Raw genomic sequence first — 19,167 nt, forward strand, 5'->3', positions numbered from 1 at the left:
CACCGTTTCTCCTCCTCCCCTAGAAAGTGGCGATCGCCTCACTCGCATCGAATTTGAGCGTCGCTATCAGGAAATGCCAGACAATAAAAAAGCCGAATTAATTGAAGGAGTGGTTTACGTGGCTTCACCCGTTCGCGCCAACCGTCACGGTAAACCCCATGCTCAAATTATCGGTTGGTTGTTAGTGTACGAGTCAGAAACTCCGGGTGCATATCTGGCTGATAATACTACAGTCCGTCTGGATGCCGATAACGAACCGCAACCCGATGCTTTACTGCGAATTGAACCGGAGGTAGGAGGAAATTCTCGGATTACTGAGGATGATTATATTGAAGGCGCACCGGAGTTAATTGTTGAAGTGGCAGCTTCAAGTGCGTCTTATGATTTAAATGATAAACTAAATGCCTATCGTCGCAATGGTGTCCAAGAATATATTGTCTGGCAAAGTTACGAAAATCGTATTGATTGGTTTTGCTTAGAAGAAGGACGATATGTTTCCGTAGAACCCGATGCAGCGGGGATTATTCGTTCTCGTATTTTTCCGGGATTATGGTTAGCGGTAAATGCGTTGCGCGAGGGGAATTTAGCTGAGGTTTTGGCAGTGTTGCAGCAGGGAATACAGACAGCCGAACATCAGGCATTTGTCCAGCGTTTAAATCCATAAGCGTAGCGATTCTGTAGGGGCGCAAAGACTTGCGCCCAGGATCATTTCTAAATGATTAAACCGAGGGCGACCCGATTCAATTGAGTGGAATCGTATTGTTCATTGATGCAAGCGGGTCGCCCCTACATAACCTGAGGGCGACCCGATTCAATTGAGTGGAATCGTGTTGTCCATTGATACAAGCGGGTCGCCCCTACATAACCTGAGGGCGACCCGATCCAATTAAGTGGAATCGTGTTGTTCATTAATGCAAGCGGGTCGCCCCTACAGTTCATAAAATCCCTCACCATAGCCATCGTGTCGGGGCGGTTTTAGGGATAAACGTTGAATCAACACCGCTAACTTTTGTGCAAAACCCGCCCTTCATCATTGGTGTCTCACCCATAATTGTGTCGGGGCGGGTTTAATCATTATTGCCGCAATTTTTTCAGTGTTTTGATCACTTCCTGAGAGGACTTCATATCCCCTTGCTCATAAAACACTTTCGCCGCTTTCTGAAAATCGGCAATTGCTCGTGGTTTATCTCCCAGACGACGATAAGCAAATCCCCGACAGGTTAACGCCGTGGCATTATTTTGATTATCCTGCAAGACGTAATTAAACGCTTCAATAGCGCCGTGGAAGTCTTCCTGATTCAACTTTTCTACGCCGATCTTCTGGTACTCTTGAGGCGTTGGTTCATTCGTCGCCACGGATACGGGTTCTGGGGACAACGAAGTCGCCAGAGAGAGCGTTTTAACTGTTTCTAAATCCGCGATCGCGCCTTGGTAATCCCCCATCGCCGAACGCACGGTACTGCGTTGGTTATAAGCCTCTGTATAATTCGGATCGAGGTTCAAAACCTGATTATAGGCATTCAGCGCCGCTTGATAATCGCCTAATTGATAGCGTAAATTCCCTCGAACCATTAACCCTTGAATCAGTTTTGATTCATCATCCTCAACCGCGTCGGGTTCTTGATTCAATGTATTGGCAATCTGTTGGAAAAATGCCTTCGCCGCCACGGGTTCTAGGCGCATCGCTTGGTCAAAATCCTCAATACTTGACCAATTTTCCCCCAACTGCAACCGCACATAACCGCGATTCAGATAGGCTTGAGCATCATTGGGATTCAATTCCAAGACATGGTTAAAATCCGCGATCGCTTCCTGATACGCTCCCAAGGCGATTTGATTCATCCCCCGGTTAAAATAAGCCGCCGTCAGATTGGAATTAATCGCTAAAGCGCGATCGCAATCTGCAATAGCATCTTGATAGGCTTCTAGTTCAAACCGGGCAATCCCTCGATTCAGATACCCTTCGGCTAAGTTCGGATTCATCCGAATCACTTGATCACAATCTGCGATCGCACCCTCATAATCTTCTAATGCCAACCGCAGCATACTACGATTCAGATATCCCTTAGCGTAATTCGGATCAATTTGCAAGGCTTGATTATAATCCTGCATCGCACCCCAGCGATCATTAAGCGTCGCCAAAATCAAACCGCGATCGCTATAAGCTTGGGCATTTTGAGGATCAAGCCGTAACACTTCATCAAAATCCCCGATCGCCCCCAAAGCATCTCCCTGACAATAATGACTCATCCCCCGATAATGGTAAGCCTGCGCCAAATCGGGATTAATCTGCAAGGCTTGATTCAACGCCGCGATCGCATGGCGATAATCCCCTTGCTGAAACGACGCGATTCCCTGACTCAACCAGGTATCGGCGTCAGATTGAACATCCTCCATCCCTGCTGAGGGATTCTCGGATAGTTTAGAATTCCCTGATACAACCATAGTCTCATCCTGCTGATGCTTGTCGCGATTCATGTCCGTCAACCGAACAGTTTCTCCTCTTCTTGTTTCGCAGGTGCGATCGCTTCATCCGGATTTGTCATTTGTCATTTGTCATTTGTCATTTGTCATTTGTCATTTGTCATTTGTCATACTCGCTATCGCGAGAAGCAAGCTACGTCATTTGCAATAATTGAACGGTTAGGTTGGGGCGGGTTTAGTTACATCAGGGTAAAAACGAAATGTTAGTAGTAAAACCCGCCCCTACAAAAGATGTTTTATCGGAACGCCTCTTTTCCCTCTGCTCCCTCTGCTTCCTCTGCTTCCCCTGCTTCCCCTGCTCCCCCTGCTTCCCCTGCTTCCCCTGCTCCCCTCTCACGGTACCAAATTCCTGACACTGAGCGTTTGCCATTTTTACACAAATTCCCCACTCCGAACAGGTTCTGGTGTGGAAATGGCTCTCACTTCATCAAAGAAAACCTGAGTGTAGGGAATAACTAACTCTGTGGCTAATTTTTTTTGAACGGTTTGATCAAGATGCTGGTACAGCAAACTTAAATGGGGATTGAGAACATAATTAGAGGGTTTAGCCGAGTTATGGCGTAAGGTTTCGGAAATCTGAGTTAGAATTGCCGATGGGTGAAACTGCACAAATAATGTCTTGGTGTATAGATCGCTATAGCCAACTTGATCGATATCCAGCATAAATCCAGAAACATTCTTTGCGGCTGTTTCGATTAATTCATCAACTGATTCATCAGCCGTATAGTTCTCTGAATAAATCGTGACATGAGGCTCAAACCTAGGCGCATCATGGGCGTTTGCTAGAGAATTAATCATCTCTTGAAAAAAGGGTCGATAAGCTACTGATGGTATTAGCCAGAACGATATTTTAGTATTCATTTGGTATCTAGGGATGTATATCCCATGTAGGGGCGGGTTTAGGGAAATAATTAACCCAGAAATTAATAACGTTTCTACAAAACCCGCCCTTCCTCCCCCTCACACTCAACTGATCACCTAAATCCCAAATTTACAGAATAGCGACGATGACAGTTAGGATTAGGGCGGGTTTCATTGTTTAATTTAAGATGGGTTTCCTCATTTTATCCCTCAACCCGCCCCTACAAGTAACTGATGATCGTATGGGTCAATTCAGAACTCATCCTCAGAGAAATCTGACAAGTCTGGTGGAACTACAACCCGATCAACCGAAACTTTATGACTTTCCCGTTCACTGTTTAAATCGACAGTAATTGCTTCAAACCGAATTTCCACTGTACCAAAAGGTACAACTAACTGGGTTAAGGCTTCTAATTCCCCTGATTTATTTGGGCTTAAATCCATTAACCAACGGGGTCCATCCAGTAAGGAGCGACTTTGGCGATCTTGAACCCATAATTTAACGCCTAAGCGAGCCGAATGAGGGTTCAATTTAATCTTTACCAGTACGGGTTCCCCAGCCGCTAGTTCCTGAGTCGGGATGAATAGTTCTGGTGTGGGTAAGGGCGTCCCTAAGTCGAGTTGAGCCATGTCAGACGTTCTCAGGTGCGATCGCGCTCCTGTTTCTGTCTCAACGGTTCTTGAACCAACTAGCCTAGACGCTGAGGATTCGGTAGTCGAGGGTTCATCTTCAACCACAATTTCTCGCTCCAATAATTCCTCACGATTCAAGGGAGGATGATCGGGTTGGATAGGGGGTTCGAGTTTCGGGATCTCCTCATGATTAAGACTCCCCACTTCCTCGGTGTCTTCATCCCACATCGATTCATCAAAGCCATTTAATTCTTGATCTTCATCATCAGAGGATGGCGGAATTTCTTTGGGTTGAGCAAATAATGGATCAACCTCTGGCTCAGATAGTTCCCCTTCCAACTCAACCAACTCCTCACTAGGGGGTAACTCCACTTTCAGCCATTCGGCTAAATCCGTATCCGTCATTAACGCATTCAAACGCCCCCAGAATCGCTCATTCAGGTTGAGTTCAGTGAAAGCGCGATCAACCGCGATCGGATCTTGATCGATGGGTGCAGCAGTTGACATCGCGGCTGTTTTCCACTCGGATAAGTCTGGATTCGCTATCTCCTCTCCCTGGGAGGATTCGGGTTCCGCCTCTGGTGTTGATGTCCAGACATCGGATATCTCGGTGGACTCTGTAGAAGCCTGTTCAGATGTTTCTGCTAAGGCGGCGAGATTGTCCTCTAGGGGGGGTGTTTCATCTGAGGGTTCAGCGGACTCAGTTCCGGTTTCCGCCTGCATAGAGGCTTCAGTGACAGCCGTGTGAGGAACAGAGATAGTCTCGTTGGTTTCCCCCTCGCCTGTTTCCTGCACTAGAGATTCGGTGACAGATGAGTCGATTACGAAGTCTTCTGTTGTATCGTCGGGTGCTGAAGGCGTGGTTTCGGTTGTCTGTTTATCAGTGGGTTCAACAGCTTGCGATCGCGTTTCTGTTTCTGGCTGGATTTCCTCAGAGGTTGGTTTGGGCTGAGAAAAGGTAGGCAAATCCAGGGATTTGGTTAATCCGGGCTGGGATTGGGGTTGATAAAGCTGTGGGGGTAAAGGTTGATGGGATGAGGGTTGGTAGATTAAAGGCTTACGGTTGTTCGGATTATCCACCAAATCAAGAAATATCTGATTCAGAGGAATTGACTGTGACTGGGGTTGTGGGGTAGCAACCTCAGGAGTTGTGTCTTCCGATTTTGTCCAATTTCCCGATTGAACTGCAACTAATAATTCATCTAAATCCACCGTTACGGTAAACGGTTGACTGGCTAATCCTGTCCCCGTTGATTCATACAGGTTAACTTTTCCTAGTAATAAACAGGTTTTGCTGTCTGAGGGAATCTCTAGCGTCTGGCTAAAAGTGACAGGAAATGCGGGTGCAGCTATGGGGGTGCGGACATCCACGACAACCTCTCCGGTTTGCGGATGACGTAATTCATAGTGTAGGATACCCTGAAACTGATTCGTCTCACTTAGGACAATTTCCCTAGGGTCTAGCGGATGCACCTTTAACTGATCCACCTGTCCGGCTACAGTCAGAGATTCTCCCCGTTGTGTGACTAAAGCTTCCTCCTCTAGGGTTAAGATTAATCCTTGCCATGACGTATCTTCCTCTGGGGAAAATTCAGATTCTGGGGAGATGGGAATGGGCAATTCTGAAGACTCAGACGCTTCAAATTCTTTGATTACCGGATCAAGTACCTGTTGCAACACTTGCTCTAGCACTTGCAGGGATTGATCCAAGATAGGATTGGAGATAGGAGATTGGGAAGAGGTAGAGGTTTGAATCGGGATATCGGGTTCAGGAATCTCTAACTCAGGTAATGCTTCCGGTGGGGAAGAGGTGGCTTTTGTTTCTGAGGGTGTCGTTTCCTCTCTATCGCCGATTTTGCCATTTGTGGGGTGGGAAATAGAGTGTTCTGTATCTGTTTGAGCGGTTTCTGTCGCCGCTATAGGGGTTTGAGAGGGAGTATGAGGTTGGGGTAATGTGATTGTCTCAGTTAGAGTTGGTAACTCAGTTGGAGGGGGGGATTGGGTGGATTGGGGGACAGGGTGAGATGAGTCGAGTGAATCATTATCCGCGATCGCACGTTGCTCTTCTGGTTGCTCTTGTGTAGGGAGAACCTCTTCTGTCTCTGGGCTGTGGAGAGAAGTGATCAATGGGGAATGAAGTTCCTCAGGATGCGCGGAGTCATTATTTACCGTTTCCGGAGTGATATCATTTTCGTCTGCCTTATTTTCTTGTTCCTGATTTCCCTCTTGGAAGCCTCTATCTTCTGCCTTCTCTAAAACCTCACTCACCTTAGGTACAACCGATAACTGTACCGTTTCCTGCCAGGAATTGCCTAGAAAATCGGACATAATATCACCACAGCAGCGCAACTCCCATAGACCGGGCTTAAGATAGGTAAAGGGAATAATCACCATTAACCCATCAGGGTTAGTACGGCGCGATCGCTTTTGATACCGTCGCTTGGGTGGTGTTTCATTCGTATCGGTATGCGTCACGCAAATTTCCACATCGGTATTGGCGCGACTCGAATGAGCCACTACCCGGTATCGACCCACATCCAAGTCAAGCTTAGGGGATTTGATCGGTAACCAAGTGCGATCGCCCTCTTTTTGGAGTAGAAATTCCCAATAGTCCATAATCGTTAACGATTCTTCATTAAGTCGTGAGTAGGTTATAGTGAGTCAAAATTTGGTTAACTCGTTCTCGACTCACCGCATCCGAATCATCAGCATGTTGAATCCATAACCCCTCTACTTGACTTTGATTGTAATCAAACGTCTGGGACATTTGGGGGATTAGCTCAACGTCTACTCCTTCTACTTGTCGTAAATGAGCCGCCACCTCTCGATAAACGGCTAAAGGTACTCTCGAACCAGATACATAATATCGTAGTGATTGGCTTGCCACAGGCTGTACGTTTCCATTCACCTAATTTTTCGTTTTCTGGGATACGTTTTGGGGTTGAATTCCTCCAGGTTACCAAAGTTTGCGAGCTACTGCTTTTAATGTTTACAATACAAAGAGACGCGCCATGGCACGTCTCTACAAACTATTTATCCTGACAAGATGCGATCGCGCTCCTAGGGCGATGCTCATTCACTTCAGCTTCAGCTACTCTACCGGAAATAAAGGGTCTGAAGCCCGAAATTTCCATAGAATCTCTTTTCTTCTAGGAGGGAGAGCGTCAACACAAACTGACATCAGGCGGGTGGCGGTGGCAAAGCGGTAGAGGATTCGGCTTGTGCTGGAGTTCCCGCAGGTTCTTCACCAACCTGTCTAGCCACTTCTTGACCATATTGCTCCAGAACAACCACTGGCGTCGGACCGCGATTCACTTCAATCCGCTTAACCAGAACTTGTCCGTTGGAAATCCTTTGTCCTTCTTGGACGTAGCGGCTTGGTTCATTGGGAACTTTGACAATAGCGCGAGGCACATTGCCAACTTGGACTACGCCCTCAACTTCCACTTGCCTAGCTAGTGTAGGATCTGGTAATTTTGGCAGTTCGGGAACCAAGGGAGGGGGTTCCGGAACCGGACTTCCACTGGCTGTCGCACTACCTGGTTTTCCTCCATTACCACCATTACCACCGTTGGCACTCGTTCCTCCTGGTGATGTTGTTGCTCCTGGTACTACATTGGAACCGTTTCCACCCGTTCTTCCTGTGCCACCTGTACCACCTGTGCCACCTGTTCCTCTGCTTTGATTGCCACCGCCTGGACTACCTGGACTACCATTACCTGTCCCCCTCCTAACGGGAGGCGAGGGGACTTGCGGAACCACAGGTACAGGTCTAGATCGTCCTTGTGCTTGAGGATTAGGCGATACGGTTACTTCCGGTTTTAGGGTCAGGGTAGCAAAGGGATCGCTGCGTCCTTTTTCTACTTTTCTAACTTGCTCCTGGGACGACTGACTTTGGATCAACCCTGATGCTGTCGGCAATCTCGGCTGCGCGTCTACATCAGGATTTGCAAAGGGCGCTACCTCTTGTGCAGTTGGTGACTCGCTTGGCGATTCCTCTGTCGTCGGCTCTGGCACTTCGCCAATTTGTTCAGTATCGTCGCCCTGACAACCTCCTATGTACAATGCTAATACTGTGATCAACCCAACTAATAATTTTTTATGCATGATCGAGTCCCCCCATATTTTTACAGAAGACACCACACAGAACACCCCAATTAGAAGTGACATCATCCCACACCAAATCAAAGATTCTGGTGTGGGCTTCCAAGCTTCACAACTTGGATTTCCTGGTTTTTCCCCTTCGGCTACGCGGTAGCTGAGCCTGTCGAAGCTCAGGGGATTGCGACACTTACCTAGACTGAGACGAGTACATTTCAGTCCCCGGTAGACCGTCTGCACAGGCAGTTTCCATTCCCGCTAGCCCAGCGGTACTGGTTCGTTTGATTTTCCTTGGTTATTGACGCTTCGACTCCGCGAGGGCGTCAATTATCGAATTCGAGAATCAACTCACGGTGCAGCAATTTCAACTAGCTTTGTGAGCAGATGTATCGAAGAATGATGTCAATTTACCACATTGATGTTGGGGGAGTCCAGTGTATCCCAGCGCCCAATTAAAAATTATGGCGTGGGTCTTATTGCTCCCCCTCTCCCCCCACAGTTAGATAAATTTCAATTATTCTCTCTACCTACTATTATAGTGGAAGCGTTGTGGAAGCTTTGACTGCTATCGGCTACTAGCGATCGCGCCATCATCGTTGCCCCTTACTTTTCCCCACCATTCATAATATTTTTCATGGCGTTGAGTCCTTTTTTCATGCGGCGAGACACGGTTACCACACTAATATTCAACAACTCTGCCACTTCTTTCTGAGTTAAATCATGTAAAAAGACAAATTCCAAAACCTCGCGAGTCCGTTGTTCTAGGTGAACCAGCGCTTGTTGCAGGCGAATTTGGTCTTCTTGTGCCAGTTGAAAACTGCGATATTGCGGATCAGGGACAATATCACCCAAGCTGGTTGTGCCATCTTCTTCGTCACCAACAGGCGTATCTAGGCTCAGAGGTTCTCGATTCTGATGCGCTAACTTAATTTCTTGCCATTCGGCTAGAGGAATTTCAAGAGCTTCCGCTACTTCTGCATCGGTGGGTTGGCGATTGAGTTCCTCTCGTAACTGGCGAATAATAGCGATAGACTGCTGTTGTAGCGCCAACCAGCGCCGGGGGATACGAATACAACCGCCGCGATCGCGCAAATAGTGCTGAATTTCACCACGAATGTAGGGAATAGCAAAGGAACTAAACGCATTACCCTTGCTGGGAGCAAATCGCTCAATCGCTCGAATCAGACCTAGGCAACCAACCTGTAGCAAGTCTTCATAGCTTTCGGTACATTGATTGACCCAATAATGAGCTTCTCGTCTAACTAGCCCAATATTGAGATACACTAGCTGGTTGCGAGTCTCTGCGGATTTGGATTGCTGATAGTCTCGCAGCAATCGCAGGCTTTCGTGTTTTAGTTCTTGTTCGTGGGTAATGGAAGTCAGCATAGCAAAAGTAAGGGGGTAGAAGCGTACTTTGAGTGAGAACCCTTAACTCAAGCCAGCGGTTCGGTGGGGAATTTGCTGCTGGAATCTAGAGGTTCGGATCACTACAGGTCAGGATCACTAATAGATTAGCCAGCTACAGCCGTTTTTCGCAAGTACGGCTACCACAACGCCAGGAAGCAGGAGTAGGGTAAACCCATGAGCTAACGTTTTGGCTAATCTCCAAGGAAAGCAGTCAGTACACCCTAGTATCGCACTATGTTACAGCAGGACTCTGTTTTTGGAAAAATTTAGCTGGAAATCTCAAGCTTGTCTAAAGCATACCCCATTCAGTTAAGTATAACTCATATTTGCGATCGCTCAAGAGAAGCCTCCTAGTGCAGTGAGCAGGGAAATAACTGAACGGCTAACATCTCCCCCAGCTTCCAGACGTAGCATGATACGTCTCTACATTGCTCCCCCAGCTCCCCCTAACCACAACACTTATTCAGCAGCCCCTAACTAATTTCTTGCCAACCATTTCTGGGCATTCAATCGCTGTATGGTATAAAACACCAGCAGATCGAGAGACACCTTGCGTTCGTCAATCATAAATGACTCAAGGGTACTGGGTTTGGCTCCCTTGGGCGCACAGGAGAAGGCTTTTTGCGCCTTTATATCCTCATCGGGGAAATATACGTTAAATTGACGCTGACCATTAGCGAAGCGACCAATGACTTGCCAGCAGTCTGGCTGGCTGCTTAAACCGGGAATCGGGAATTTTTCCTTGACAAAATTGACCTCTACATCATCGACACCTTGTTCGCCAAAGGCAGTCTTTAACGCGGGTAGGTACTCTTGTTCGATAAATTCCGGGAACGGTTTGTCCTCAGGTGCTGGTGGTTTCTCTTTTTTTGCTTTAGAGGATTTAGATTTAGCCCCTTGAGCGTCCGGATTAGATTTGTTTTTTTCTGGCATAACGACTCACTTGCAGGTTTTTCTGATAATTTCTCTTTATATTTTTACAGAAAAAGGAGCCATCAATTAACCTGTTGCCCCTCTCTTCGCCGGAATTCATACGAATTAACCGCCACTGACAGGGGGGATTAGGACAACCTCATCTCCTGCTTGCAAAATCGTATCCGGTTCAACAAACTGGAGGTTGATACCAAAACGAGTCAAATCCCGCCAGGGTTTCAGTTGAGGATGTTCGGCGATTAAGCTATCCAGAAGGACAGATACAGGGGTTTGGGCGGGGAACTCCCGTTGAAGTTCAGGGACGCCGTAGGCGTCTTGATAAGCGGCGAACAGTTTGATGGAGACACAAATCAAAGGTTCAGACATCCGGCGTGATCCGCTAACAAATGCTCCAATCTTTATCCTAACCCGCCCCTGACAATTCCCACCTTGTTCCCCCAGCTTCCCAGCTTCCCCAGCTTCCCTCCTCTGCCGCGCTGCACTAGGCTGTGTGACGCACTTTAATCACCGTCTGAGGCAAGACTCCCACCAACAGAGAAAAAGCCTCATTAGGTAATTTAGCAATTGTTTCCGCGTCAAAGAAGCCCTCAAATTGCTCTATCATCTTTTGGGCGCGTTGCAGGGGAACTGGGTTATCCGTAATTTGCATCGTTAATCTCACCCACTGTCGTCGAATCAGATACGCCCGCTGTCGCTCTTCTGATGATTCTGGAGAGAGTAAAGAAATGTTTCCCACAGGTAGCACCCGCTGACAATCCACATCGAATAATCCTCCCACCCCTGAACCGGGTCCAGCAAATTCAGCATGATAGCGCTTGAAGAGAATTAAGCCATTCCGACGCCGAGGATTAACGATCAACAACTGTTGATCGTGAAGCTGCTGAAGAATTTTTCCTTCCGGTGAGTCATGGGAATTTGGGCTTTGTTTATTCATGCCACTAGAGCCTTGAGCGTTGGCGAAACTATTGGGGCGGGCAAGCACCTCCTCTTCTTCGTAAAGAGCTGTTTGGCAACGCTGGTTATTTTCGCTCTCCATTTCAACTCGTATTGCTTAATTTCAAGGGAGCAGGGATGCACCTAGGTTGAACGCACAACTAATCAATTCATTGGGTTATCAGTCTTTGATAATAACCAAGAAGAGAAGTTTTGTTGATCCTCTATGTTGAATTACCCTATCAAACCAACTCAGATCGGTGTCATTTGTTGCTTCTCGACAAATTTATAACTCTATTTTATGGCATACGGTTACAGGTATAGGTCAGGTCAATCCCTTACAGATGCCTGAATTGGGGCAATATACGCCTATTTGTTAAGAAATTTTATGAAGATTTTGTGAAGAAGTGGGAACGTTTTTTAAAGAAATGGTAAAGCTGGAGCGAGAAACTCGATTCCCAAAGGCGGCAAAGTGGAGATTATGTCCCCAACTGTGTCACTTACCGCCGTGAGGAAAAAATTCCTCTTAGGGTTATCCAGGTGTTCCCGTATTTAAACGCTTGCGTAATAACAAACGTTGAGGATGGCGTCGCCAGAGACTGTAACTCGGCTCTAGATGATGCAGTTGATAGCCCATTTTCAGGTAAAGTTGCCGCGCTTGATCGTTACTATCTAGGACATGAAGGTAAAGATTGGGAAAGCCCCATGCCAAGGATTGACGCTCGCAAGCTAGCAGTAATTGTCCAGCCACACCCCGTCGCCGACAACACCTTCTGACCGCTAAATTAGAAATGTAAGGATAGTGGTGACCTTGAGGTTGCCAGGATGGGGGAGAACGGAGGGCAATTTCGACAGTGCCGACGAGTAGCCCGTCAGCACTATCGCCAGAAGCATCAGGGTTGAGGGCAACAAAACAGGCATAATGGGGAGAATTGCCACGCAGTCGATTCCGCAGATCTTCATAAATTCCTAATCGCCAAATTGGATAAACCAAACGCCAGAGTCCCTGTTGCGAGTGAAAGCTATCCGCTAGAATTTCCGAGAGCGCAATTAGATCTTGGTCTTTTGCCCTCCGGATCGTTAAGCGGGAAGCATCCACAGCCAGCGTCTGCTGAGCTTCAGAAGCAACTTTGTGGGACGTCACGAAAGAAAAGCAGGGGTTCACCATCGCAAAAACATAAAGAGCGCCATCACCACTCCCTTGGGATCAACACTTAACCAGAAATCATCGTCTTTCGTTTGTAGAACGATAGTATTGTACAAGGAGAGCATTGACGAATCACTTCTTCCCACAGCGCTTTCCCAGGGGCATGACACCATCATAAAGCCGATCAAGGCGCAGCGCTTTGCGTCCTCAAGATATGCTCGATCCCCTAAATTTTCATGATTCGCCCAAAATAGAGGAGTTAGGCGCGATCGCATAACTCTTATGGTAAAGCCAAAACCAAGACGCTCAGACCAAACATGACTATTCGGCAACTTGAGGCAGAATACAACCATACTGGAAAACAAAAATTAAAATCAATTGGGGTGTACCACTAACTACCGTCACAATAGCCAAATTGCCGCAGGACAAGTAACATGCTTCCTTTAGCCCGTCGTGATCATCGAACTACACTTCCCTGGAGTCAGAGAGTTCTCATCGAGCCAGTCATTGCCAGCCGTAAAAATCTCTAACGTGCTTGCAAACTGTTTTTATTCGCAAAAGCTCTGGCAGCAGGAGAGCGGTGCATGAGATCTCAATCCACACGAAAGCCTAAACTTCTGGTTGTTGACGACGAACCCGACAACCTGGACTTGCTATATCGAACATTCCATCGTGAGTATAAAGTCTTGCGGGCAGACAATGGTCCTGCAGCACTAGAAATTTTGGAAGCTGAAGGAGATGTGGCTGTGATTATCTCCGACCAACGTATGCCCCTAATGAGCGGTACCGAGTTTCTCAGTATCACCGCCGCTCAATACCCTGATATTATCCGGATTATCTTGACGGGGTACACCGATGTAGAAGACCTCGTTGAAGCCATCAATGCAGGTAAAGTCTTTAAATACGTCACCAAGCCCTGGAATGCCGAGGAACTCAAGTCAGTCGTGCGGCAAGCCATGGACACTCATAATGTCCTTAAGTCCCGCACCAGTGAACTCTGTCGGGCGTTGCGTAGGGAAACCCTCCTAAATACAGTAACCAATACCATTCGCAATGCTCAGTATGACAAAAGTGGTAGTTCCCCGCTTAAAGACGTTCTACAGCGGATTGTCGAGACGGTGGGTCACTTGCTAGAAGTCGATGTATGCATTCTTCGTCCCTTCCAGCAAGAGCAGTTGGTCGATGAATGGTTTGTCTATCAACGGCAACAGAGCGACTCAGGTGGCGAAAATTCAAGGTTTAGAGACAATGGTAGGCAACCCTTATCACCGAACCATTCACCATTAGACTTAGCACAGCCGCAACCCAACTCCTGTACCATACAAACCACGGGTGAAAATACAGATGCGACCTCATCGCTACCGCCGCTTTTAACTCAGACGGTTTGGCAAACCCATGAAGTTACCGTTATTCACGATGTATTGACAGATGAACGATTTAATCAGGATAGTCCTGAAGGCGAAGCTCGGCTACAGGCGTATCAACAAGCGAATATTCGCTCTAGCTTAGTCGTCCCCCTGATTAGTCAACAGGAATTGGTGGCTGTCATGGCGTTACACCAGTGTGTAGAACCCTATAGCTGGCAAGATGACGAAATTCAACTCGTCGTGATGGTAGCAGACCAAGCTGCCATGGCAATTTCCCAGGCACGGGCGTATGAACAGCTACACACCTTAGCGACGCAGCAAACCTTAATCAACACAATTACTCGCGCTATTCGTTCTAGTCTTGATCCCCAAGAAATTTTTACAGCGATTACTCAACAATTAGGTGTTGCTCTCAACGTTGATGGTTGTGTTCTGTCTCTGTGGAGTGAAAATGATGAGTTTGTTCAATGTGTGGGCTTATATGATGGGAAATCGACAAAAGTAGTGGGAACGTCGGTTAATCATCATGATCAATTTCCAGAGAATAATCAAGTCACTCTAACTCATTCCCCTACCTCCTCAATTGAATCTGTTTCCTCCACTCAACTTCCTCTGTCAGCTGTTCCGATTGTCGGCAATCCCGTATTACGGCAGCTTATTGATAGCCAAGCCCCAGTGGTGCTTGATGATTTGGTAGCCAATCCCCAAATGAATGGGTCTGACCTGCCCCTGCGCCAAAATGCCCGCGCCCTTTTGGTGGTGCCTTTATTGGTTGATGGCAAAATTATTGGTAGCATTAGCCTGCGGCAAACCGATACCCCACGCCACTGGCTGCAATCCGAAATTGAGCTGGCCCAAGCCGTGGCATCCCAAGCGGCAATTGCGGTTCAGCAATCGCGACTTTATCAAAAAACGCGACAGCAAGCCGAGCGGTTAATGGAATTAGATCGGCAGAAAACGGAATTTTTCCAAAATGTTTCCCATGAATTCCGCACGCCCCTGACCCTGATGATTGGGCCACTAGAATCGGCAATTAACCAACATCAGGGATTACCTTATGAACAAAGTTCAATCGCGCTGCGGAATTCGCGCCGCTTGTTGCGATTAGTCAATCAGCTATTGGATTTACAGCGACTCGATGCAGGACGGATGCAACCGAGTTTCCGTCCCTGTAACTTAATTGAATTTATTCATCAAATTGTTGAAACTTTTAAACCCTACTGCGAGAAAAAAAATATCAATCTCTTGAGCCAGGTCATCCCTTGTCCTGAGATTTATTTAGATATAGAAAAATTTGACAAGGTATTGTATAATCTCCTGTCAAATGCGATGAAGTTTACCAATGCTGGGGGGAGTATTACCATTACCGTTAAATCGACGGACAATAAAGTTTGTCTAAAAATTTCCGATACGGGTATTGGTATTAGTAAAGAACAACTTCCTCATTTATTTGAACGGTTCCGACAAGCAGAAGGCTCAGTCAACCGCAGTTATGAAGGCAGTGGTTTAGGATTAGCGTTGGTAAAAGAATTAGTAGAACTCCATGGGGGAGAAATTGACGTATCCTCGGAACAGGGAAAAGGAACAACATTCACCATTCATTTACAACAAGGAAAAGCTCACCTCCCCGTCGAGCAGATTGTGGATGTTGCCACGGAAATCCAGTCCAGTCGGGCATTGGTGGAACTGGCGGACTTGGAGTTGAATTCCTTCGGGGAACCCGAAGATCAACCCGAAGCCGAACCTCAAGAGCCGGGAAATGCTTATTTGACTGTTGATCCACATACACCTTTGGCGGCGAAAGTAGCGCGAATTTTGGTCGTTGATGATAATTCCGATTTACGGGCTTATGTAAGCAGTATCTTAAGGCAATCGGGGTATCAGGTGTGGACAGCACGGAATGGGGAAGAGGGATGGCAAATGACCCAGAAGTGCCATCCTCAGCTTATCGTGACTGATTTGATGATGCCTGTGATGTCAGGACTGGATATGATTCATACCATTCGGGGTTCCCAGGACTTTAAGGGAATACCGATTATATTGCTCACGGCAAAAGCGGATGAAGCCAGTCGGATTGAGGGAACAGAAAAGGGGGCAGATGCCTATCTTTCAAAACCGTTTAATGACCGGGAATTGTTGGCAGAAGTCCGGAATTTATTGGCGCTTAAAGAACAAGAACAGCGCGTGGTTGAGTTAAATCGATATCTAACTGAGTCGGTACTGAAGCGGTTTTTACCCCCAGCTATGGTTCAGAAAGCAGCACGGGGAGAATTAGCACTGGATTTACATCCAGAACCCCGCTTAGTTACGTCCTTGTTCAGTGATATTGTGGGGTTTACGGAGTTGTCGAATACCTTGCGATCGCGCCGAATTGCCGAGTTGCTCAATGAGTATCTGGTAGCCATGACTCGTGCGGTGTTTGATAATGGGGGTACGGTGGATAAGTTTATGGGGGATGGCATATTAGCGATTTTCGGCGCTCCCGAAGAATTAAGTCCTCACGAACAAGCTCGACGGGCAATTGCCTCGGCACGACAAATGTTGCGATCGCTCGATAAACTGAATCAAAAGTGGCAAGCTAGGGGACTCGTGGGTAATGGAGGACCCCCGCCTGTACGATTCCGCTGTGGGATTCATCAAGGAACCGCTGTAGTGGGGATGTTTGGTGGAGATGAACGAACCGATTATACTGCGATCGGTCCTTCAGTGAATATCGCCGCCCGATTGCAAGAAGCGGCTGAACCGAATTCAATCCTGGTTTCGGCGTCAGTTGCTGATTGGTTAGACGATGATGCGATCGCGAAGTATCGTTCTCTTAAGCTCAAAGGCGTTGATGAAACCGTTTTAACCTTTGCCGTTAACCCTGTGCCAGTGAATGCCAATTCACCCGATCAGGGGATGTAGAGACGTGCCATGGCACGTCTGGGAGATGGGGAAGATGGGGAAGATGGGGAATCCCAGCGCGTTCACCCTGGAGAGGATATCAAATCCTAGATTAGGAATCTTTGAAGCGCTCACTACGTCTATTTTTGAATGTAGAAATTTTCGGCAACCACACTAACTATGAAACGTTTACGATGGCTCAACGTTGGGGTTCTAACGACGGCATTTCTACTCACCGTCGGAGCTTCAAGTTCCCTAAAGGCAGGCACATTTGATAGTCAAGAAGTCAATTCTGATAATTTTATTGCCGTTGCTGCTCCTTTTGGGGATGACAAGTATCAATTACTGATTATCGAGCAGCGATCCAACCAACGCGCTTGCTGGCAAGAGGTGGGAAGTAATCCCGCGATCGTTGATCCGTTACTGCTCAATTTTGACTTTACAGGCATTTGCGGACGTAGCACTGATAGTAATGGTTATTCGATTCGCATGGAGGGTCAAGATTTAGGATTAGACTATTTGCTAAGAGTTGTCGAGCGTGATGGCGAGTTAGTCCTCATTGGTACAAATCGGATGAATCGTCAAGCTCCCAAGGTGGAAATTGGCAGAACCCAAGGGTTGAGTAATGGCAATTTCCTGAAAATTGAACTTGATCCTGGTTGGCGGTTCACTCGACGTGCTTATCAAGGTCGAGCATTAGGTCATATCTATCTGACTAGCGATACAGCAATTCCAGCAACACCAGCGGTGAGTCCTCCAAACCCGGTAACGCCAGCAGTACGGGAACCTGCACCCGCAGAAACCGAGCGGGAGTTTATTTTCACAAAGCCAAGCGAGGAAAATACTCCACCATCAGTTACTGTACCCACCCTAGACAATCCAGCTACCAATCCTCAAACCCTACCCCCTCCTGCTTCCAATCAGACTGTGCCAATTTTGGAAGATTTAAGGTAAGTTTTTTGTAGGGGCGGGTTTAACTACTATCGTTTTTTGCCTCACAAAAAATGCAACTAAACCCGCCCCCATGCTGATCAAATAAGCTCCAATTTCATTTATTCTTCCCCAGCTTCCCCCGCTTCCCCAGCTTCCCCCGCTTCCCCAGCTCCCCCAGCTAACCGCTAATCCCTCATCCTCTGTAACTGCGTTCTCTGTCGCCTACGCCGCTGAGGTGGTGATTGGCGACGGTTTTGTAAAGAAACGACTTGAGCCTCACTACTTTCTCTGGCTACCCGAATCAACAATCCAGCCGAACACAAATTGGCAATCATCGAACTTCCCCCATAACTAAAAAATGGGAAGGGTAAACCCGTAGTCGGGAGAACCCCTGTGGCGACACCAATATTTAACAGCGATTGACCGACAATTACAATCATCGCTCCGATCGCGACTAACCGATGCACAGGATGACGGGTTTTTAATGCCACAATGGTTGCCAAGGTAGCATAAGCTACGATCAGCAGCAGCAACAACGTACTGCCGACAAAGCCAAATTCTTCAGCAAATACGGCAAAAATAAAGTCGGTATACTGAATAGGTAAATAAAACAACTTTTGTTGGGATAGACCAAACCCAGAACCCCATGTACCCCCTGATCCTACCGCCAGTAAACTTTGAATCAATTGATAGCCGTCATTCATCGGATCAGCCCAAGGATTGAGAAAGGACATCACCCGACGCCGCTGATACTCCTTGATGCTGATACTAATTGTTGCCAGTAACACGCCTCCCAAGGCGGTTCCTCCTAAGTAGGAAAAGGGCAACCCAGCCGCCAGTGCGATTAGCCACAATGTCATCCCACATAGCGCCGTTGTACTCAGATTTGGTTGGAGCAAAATTCCCAACAGCACTAGGGCAAACATCCCTAGCCAGAACAGGCGTACTCGCACGGAAATCTGTTGCCATTGCCCAAAGAGGCAAGCACTCTGAAGGATCAGAAACGGTTTAATTAATTCCGAGGGTTGTAGGGGAACAGAACCCAGGGATAGCCAGCGGGTTGCGCCATTCACCGTCGTTCCCACACCGGGAATCAGGATGATCAAGATCAACCCCAATAACACCAGCATTATCCAATGGGCAATTCTGAGGATATACCGTAAAGGCGATCGCACAAAAAAATTAAAGGCGATCATGCCTAGGGTAATCCAGATGAGCTGTCGCTTAAAGTAATATAAACCGTCACCAAACTCAGCATCGGCACTGGGATAGGATGCCGAGAACAGCACCGCTAAACCCACCAATAGCCACAGAAAGGTTAACCAGCGCAATAGACGGGCATCGATTCCCCAGTCCTTAGCCGAAGGATGAATCCATGAAATCAGGTTACGTAGAGTCACTAAAATTTCATTTATTACTCTCAATTAGGGTAGCGCAACCGGAGCCGACCATCCAGTTAAACTGTATAGAATAGTATGATCTCTG

General features: G+C 47.3%; 14 protein-coding genes. 3 read left to right on the forward strand and 11 right to left on the reverse strand.

All coding sequences use genetic code 11. The features are described from left to right. On the forward strand, positions 1-664 hold a 664-nt coding region (locus tag RIC07_RS37160), incomplete at its 5' end, for a Uma2 family endonuclease (RefSeq protein WP_446398896.1). Positions 665-1,074: 410 nt separating this feature from the next. Here RIC07_RS37160 and RIC07_RS37165 read toward each other — a convergent pair. The 10 genes from RIC07_RS37165 to RIC07_RS37210 all read right to left on the reverse strand — a co-directional run bounded on the left by RIC07_RS37165 (position 1,075) and on the right by RIC07_RS37210 (position 12,496). After that, positions 1,075-2,445: a tetratricopeptide repeat protein gene (locus RIC07_RS37165; RefSeq protein WP_446398897.1), complete on the reverse strand. Its 1,371-nt coding sequence runs from the start codon at positions 2,443-2,445 to the stop codon at positions 1,075-1,077. A gap of 411 nt (positions 2,446-2,856) precedes the next feature. Then, positions 2,857-3,345, reverse strand: coding sequence for a 2'-5' RNA ligase family protein (locus tag RIC07_RS37170; RefSeq protein WP_446398898.1), 489 nt, complete (start codon positions 3,343-3,345; stop codon positions 2,857-2,859). Positions 3,346-3,597: 252 nt separating this feature from the next. Beyond that, complete coding sequence (locus RIC07_RS37175) at positions 3,598-6,594, reverse strand: hypothetical protein (protein ID WP_446398899.1); 2,997 nt, start codon at positions 6,592-6,594, stop codon at positions 3,598-3,600. Positions 6,595-6,613: 19 nt separating this feature from the next. Further along, positions 6,614-6,865, reverse strand: coding sequence for a hypothetical protein (locus RIC07_RS37180; RefSeq protein ID WP_446379343.1), 252 nt, complete (start codon positions 6,863-6,865; stop codon positions 6,614-6,616). A 293-nt stretch (positions 6,866-7,158) separates the two neighbouring features. After that, a complete protein-coding gene (locus RIC07_RS37185) occupies positions 7,159-8,085 on the reverse strand; it encodes a hypothetical protein (RefSeq protein ID WP_446398900.1) in 927 nt (308 codons plus the stop codon). 597 nt (positions 8,086-8,682) lie between these two features. Beyond that, entirely contained in the window at positions 8,683-9,465 is a 783-nt protein-coding gene (locus tag RIC07_RS37190; RefSeq protein ID WP_446398901.1) for an RNA polymerase sigma factor SigF, read from the reverse strand. A gap of 498 nt (positions 9,466-9,963) precedes the next feature. After that, positions 9,964-10,419: a DUF2996 domain-containing protein gene (locus RIC07_RS37195; protein ID WP_446398902.1), complete on the reverse strand. Its 456-nt coding sequence runs from the start codon at positions 10,417-10,419 to the stop codon at positions 9,964-9,966. Positions 10,420-10,524: 105 nt separating this feature from the next. Then, complete coding sequence (locus RIC07_RS37200) at positions 10,525-10,785, reverse strand: MoaD/ThiS family protein (protein ID WP_044207491.1); 261 nt, start codon at positions 10,783-10,785, stop codon at positions 10,525-10,527. 115 nt (positions 10,786-10,900) lie between these two features. Then, positions 10,901-11,455, reverse strand: a complete 555-nt coding sequence (locus tag RIC07_RS37205) for a hypothetical protein (RefSeq protein ID WP_446398903.1) — start codon at positions 11,453-11,455, stop codon at positions 10,901-10,903. A 429-nt stretch (positions 11,456-11,884) separates the two neighbouring features. Continuing rightward, positions 11,885-12,496, reverse strand: a complete 612-nt coding sequence (locus RIC07_RS37210) for an N-acetyltransferase family protein (protein ID WP_446379353.1) — start codon at positions 12,494-12,496, stop codon at positions 11,885-11,887. 587 nt (positions 12,497-13,083) lie between these two features. On the opposite strand from RIC07_RS37210, the gene RIC07_RS37215 reads away from it, so the two are divergent. Together RIC07_RS37215 and RIC07_RS37220 are read left to right on the forward strand one after the other, a co-directional pair. Continuing rightward, positions 13,084-16,770, forward strand: a complete 3,687-nt coding sequence (locus tag RIC07_RS37215) for a response regulator (RefSeq protein WP_446398904.1) — start codon at positions 13,084-13,086, stop codon at positions 16,768-16,770. 159 nt (positions 16,771-16,929) lie between these two features. Continuing rightward, positions 16,930-17,703, forward strand: coding sequence for a DUF3747 domain-containing protein (locus tag RIC07_RS37220; RefSeq protein WP_446398905.1), 774 nt, complete (start codon positions 16,930-16,932; stop codon positions 17,701-17,703). A gap of 164 nt (positions 17,704-17,867) precedes the next feature. Here the strand turns inward: RIC07_RS37220 and RIC07_RS37225 are convergent, their stop codons facing one another. Further along, entirely contained in the window at positions 17,868-19,082 is a 1,215-nt protein-coding gene (locus RIC07_RS37225) for an FtsW/RodA/SpoVE family cell cycle protein (protein WP_446398906.1), read from the reverse strand. Positions 19,083-19,167: the final 85 nt, after the last annotated feature.

It is taken from the genome of Coleofasciculus sp. E1-EBD-02, from assembly GCF_040218245.1.
GTDB lineage: Bacteria > Cyanobacteriota > Cyanobacteriia > Cyanobacteriales > Coleofasciculaceae > Coleofasciculus.

Bases quoted from the DNA above. Each gene is read 5' to 3' on its own strand.
- RIC07_RS37165 (WP_446398897.1), bottom strand. From the start codon at position 2,445: ATGGTTGTATCAGGGAATTCTAAACTATCCGAGAATCCCTCAGCAGGG.
- RIC07_RS37170 (WP_446398898.1), bottom strand. From the start codon at position 3,345: ATGAATACTAAAATATCGTTCTGGCTAATACCATCAGTAGCTTATCGA.
- RIC07_RS37175 (WP_446398899.1), bottom strand. From the start codon at position 6,594: ATGGACTATTGGGAATTTCTACTCCAAAAAGAGGGCGATCGCACTTGG.
- RIC07_RS37185 (WP_446398900.1), bottom strand. From the start codon at position 8,085: ATGCATAAAAAATTATTAGTTGGGTTGATCACAGTATTAGCATTGTAC.
- RIC07_RS37190 (WP_446398901.1), bottom strand. From the start codon at position 9,465: ATGCTGACTTCCATTACCCACGAACAAGAACTAAAACACGAAAGCCTG.
- RIC07_RS37195 (WP_446398902.1), bottom strand. From the start codon at position 10,419: ATGCCAGAAAAAAACAAATCTAATCCGGACGCTCAAGGGGCTAAATCT.
- RIC07_RS37200 (WP_044207491.1), bottom strand. From the start codon at position 10,785: ATGTCTGAACCTTTGATTTGTGTCTCCATCAAACTGTTCGCCGCTTAT.
- RIC07_RS37205 (WP_446398903.1), bottom strand. From the start codon at position 11,455: ATGGAGAGCGAAAATAACCAGCGTTGCCAAACAGCTCTTTACGAAGAA.
- RIC07_RS37215 (WP_446398904.1), top strand. From the start codon at position 13,084: ATGAGATCTCAATCCACACGAAAGCCTAAACTTCTGGTTGTTGACGAC.
- RIC07_RS37220 (WP_446398905.1), top strand. From the start codon at position 16,930: ATGAAACGTTTACGATGGCTCAACGTTGGGGTTCTAACGACGGCATTT.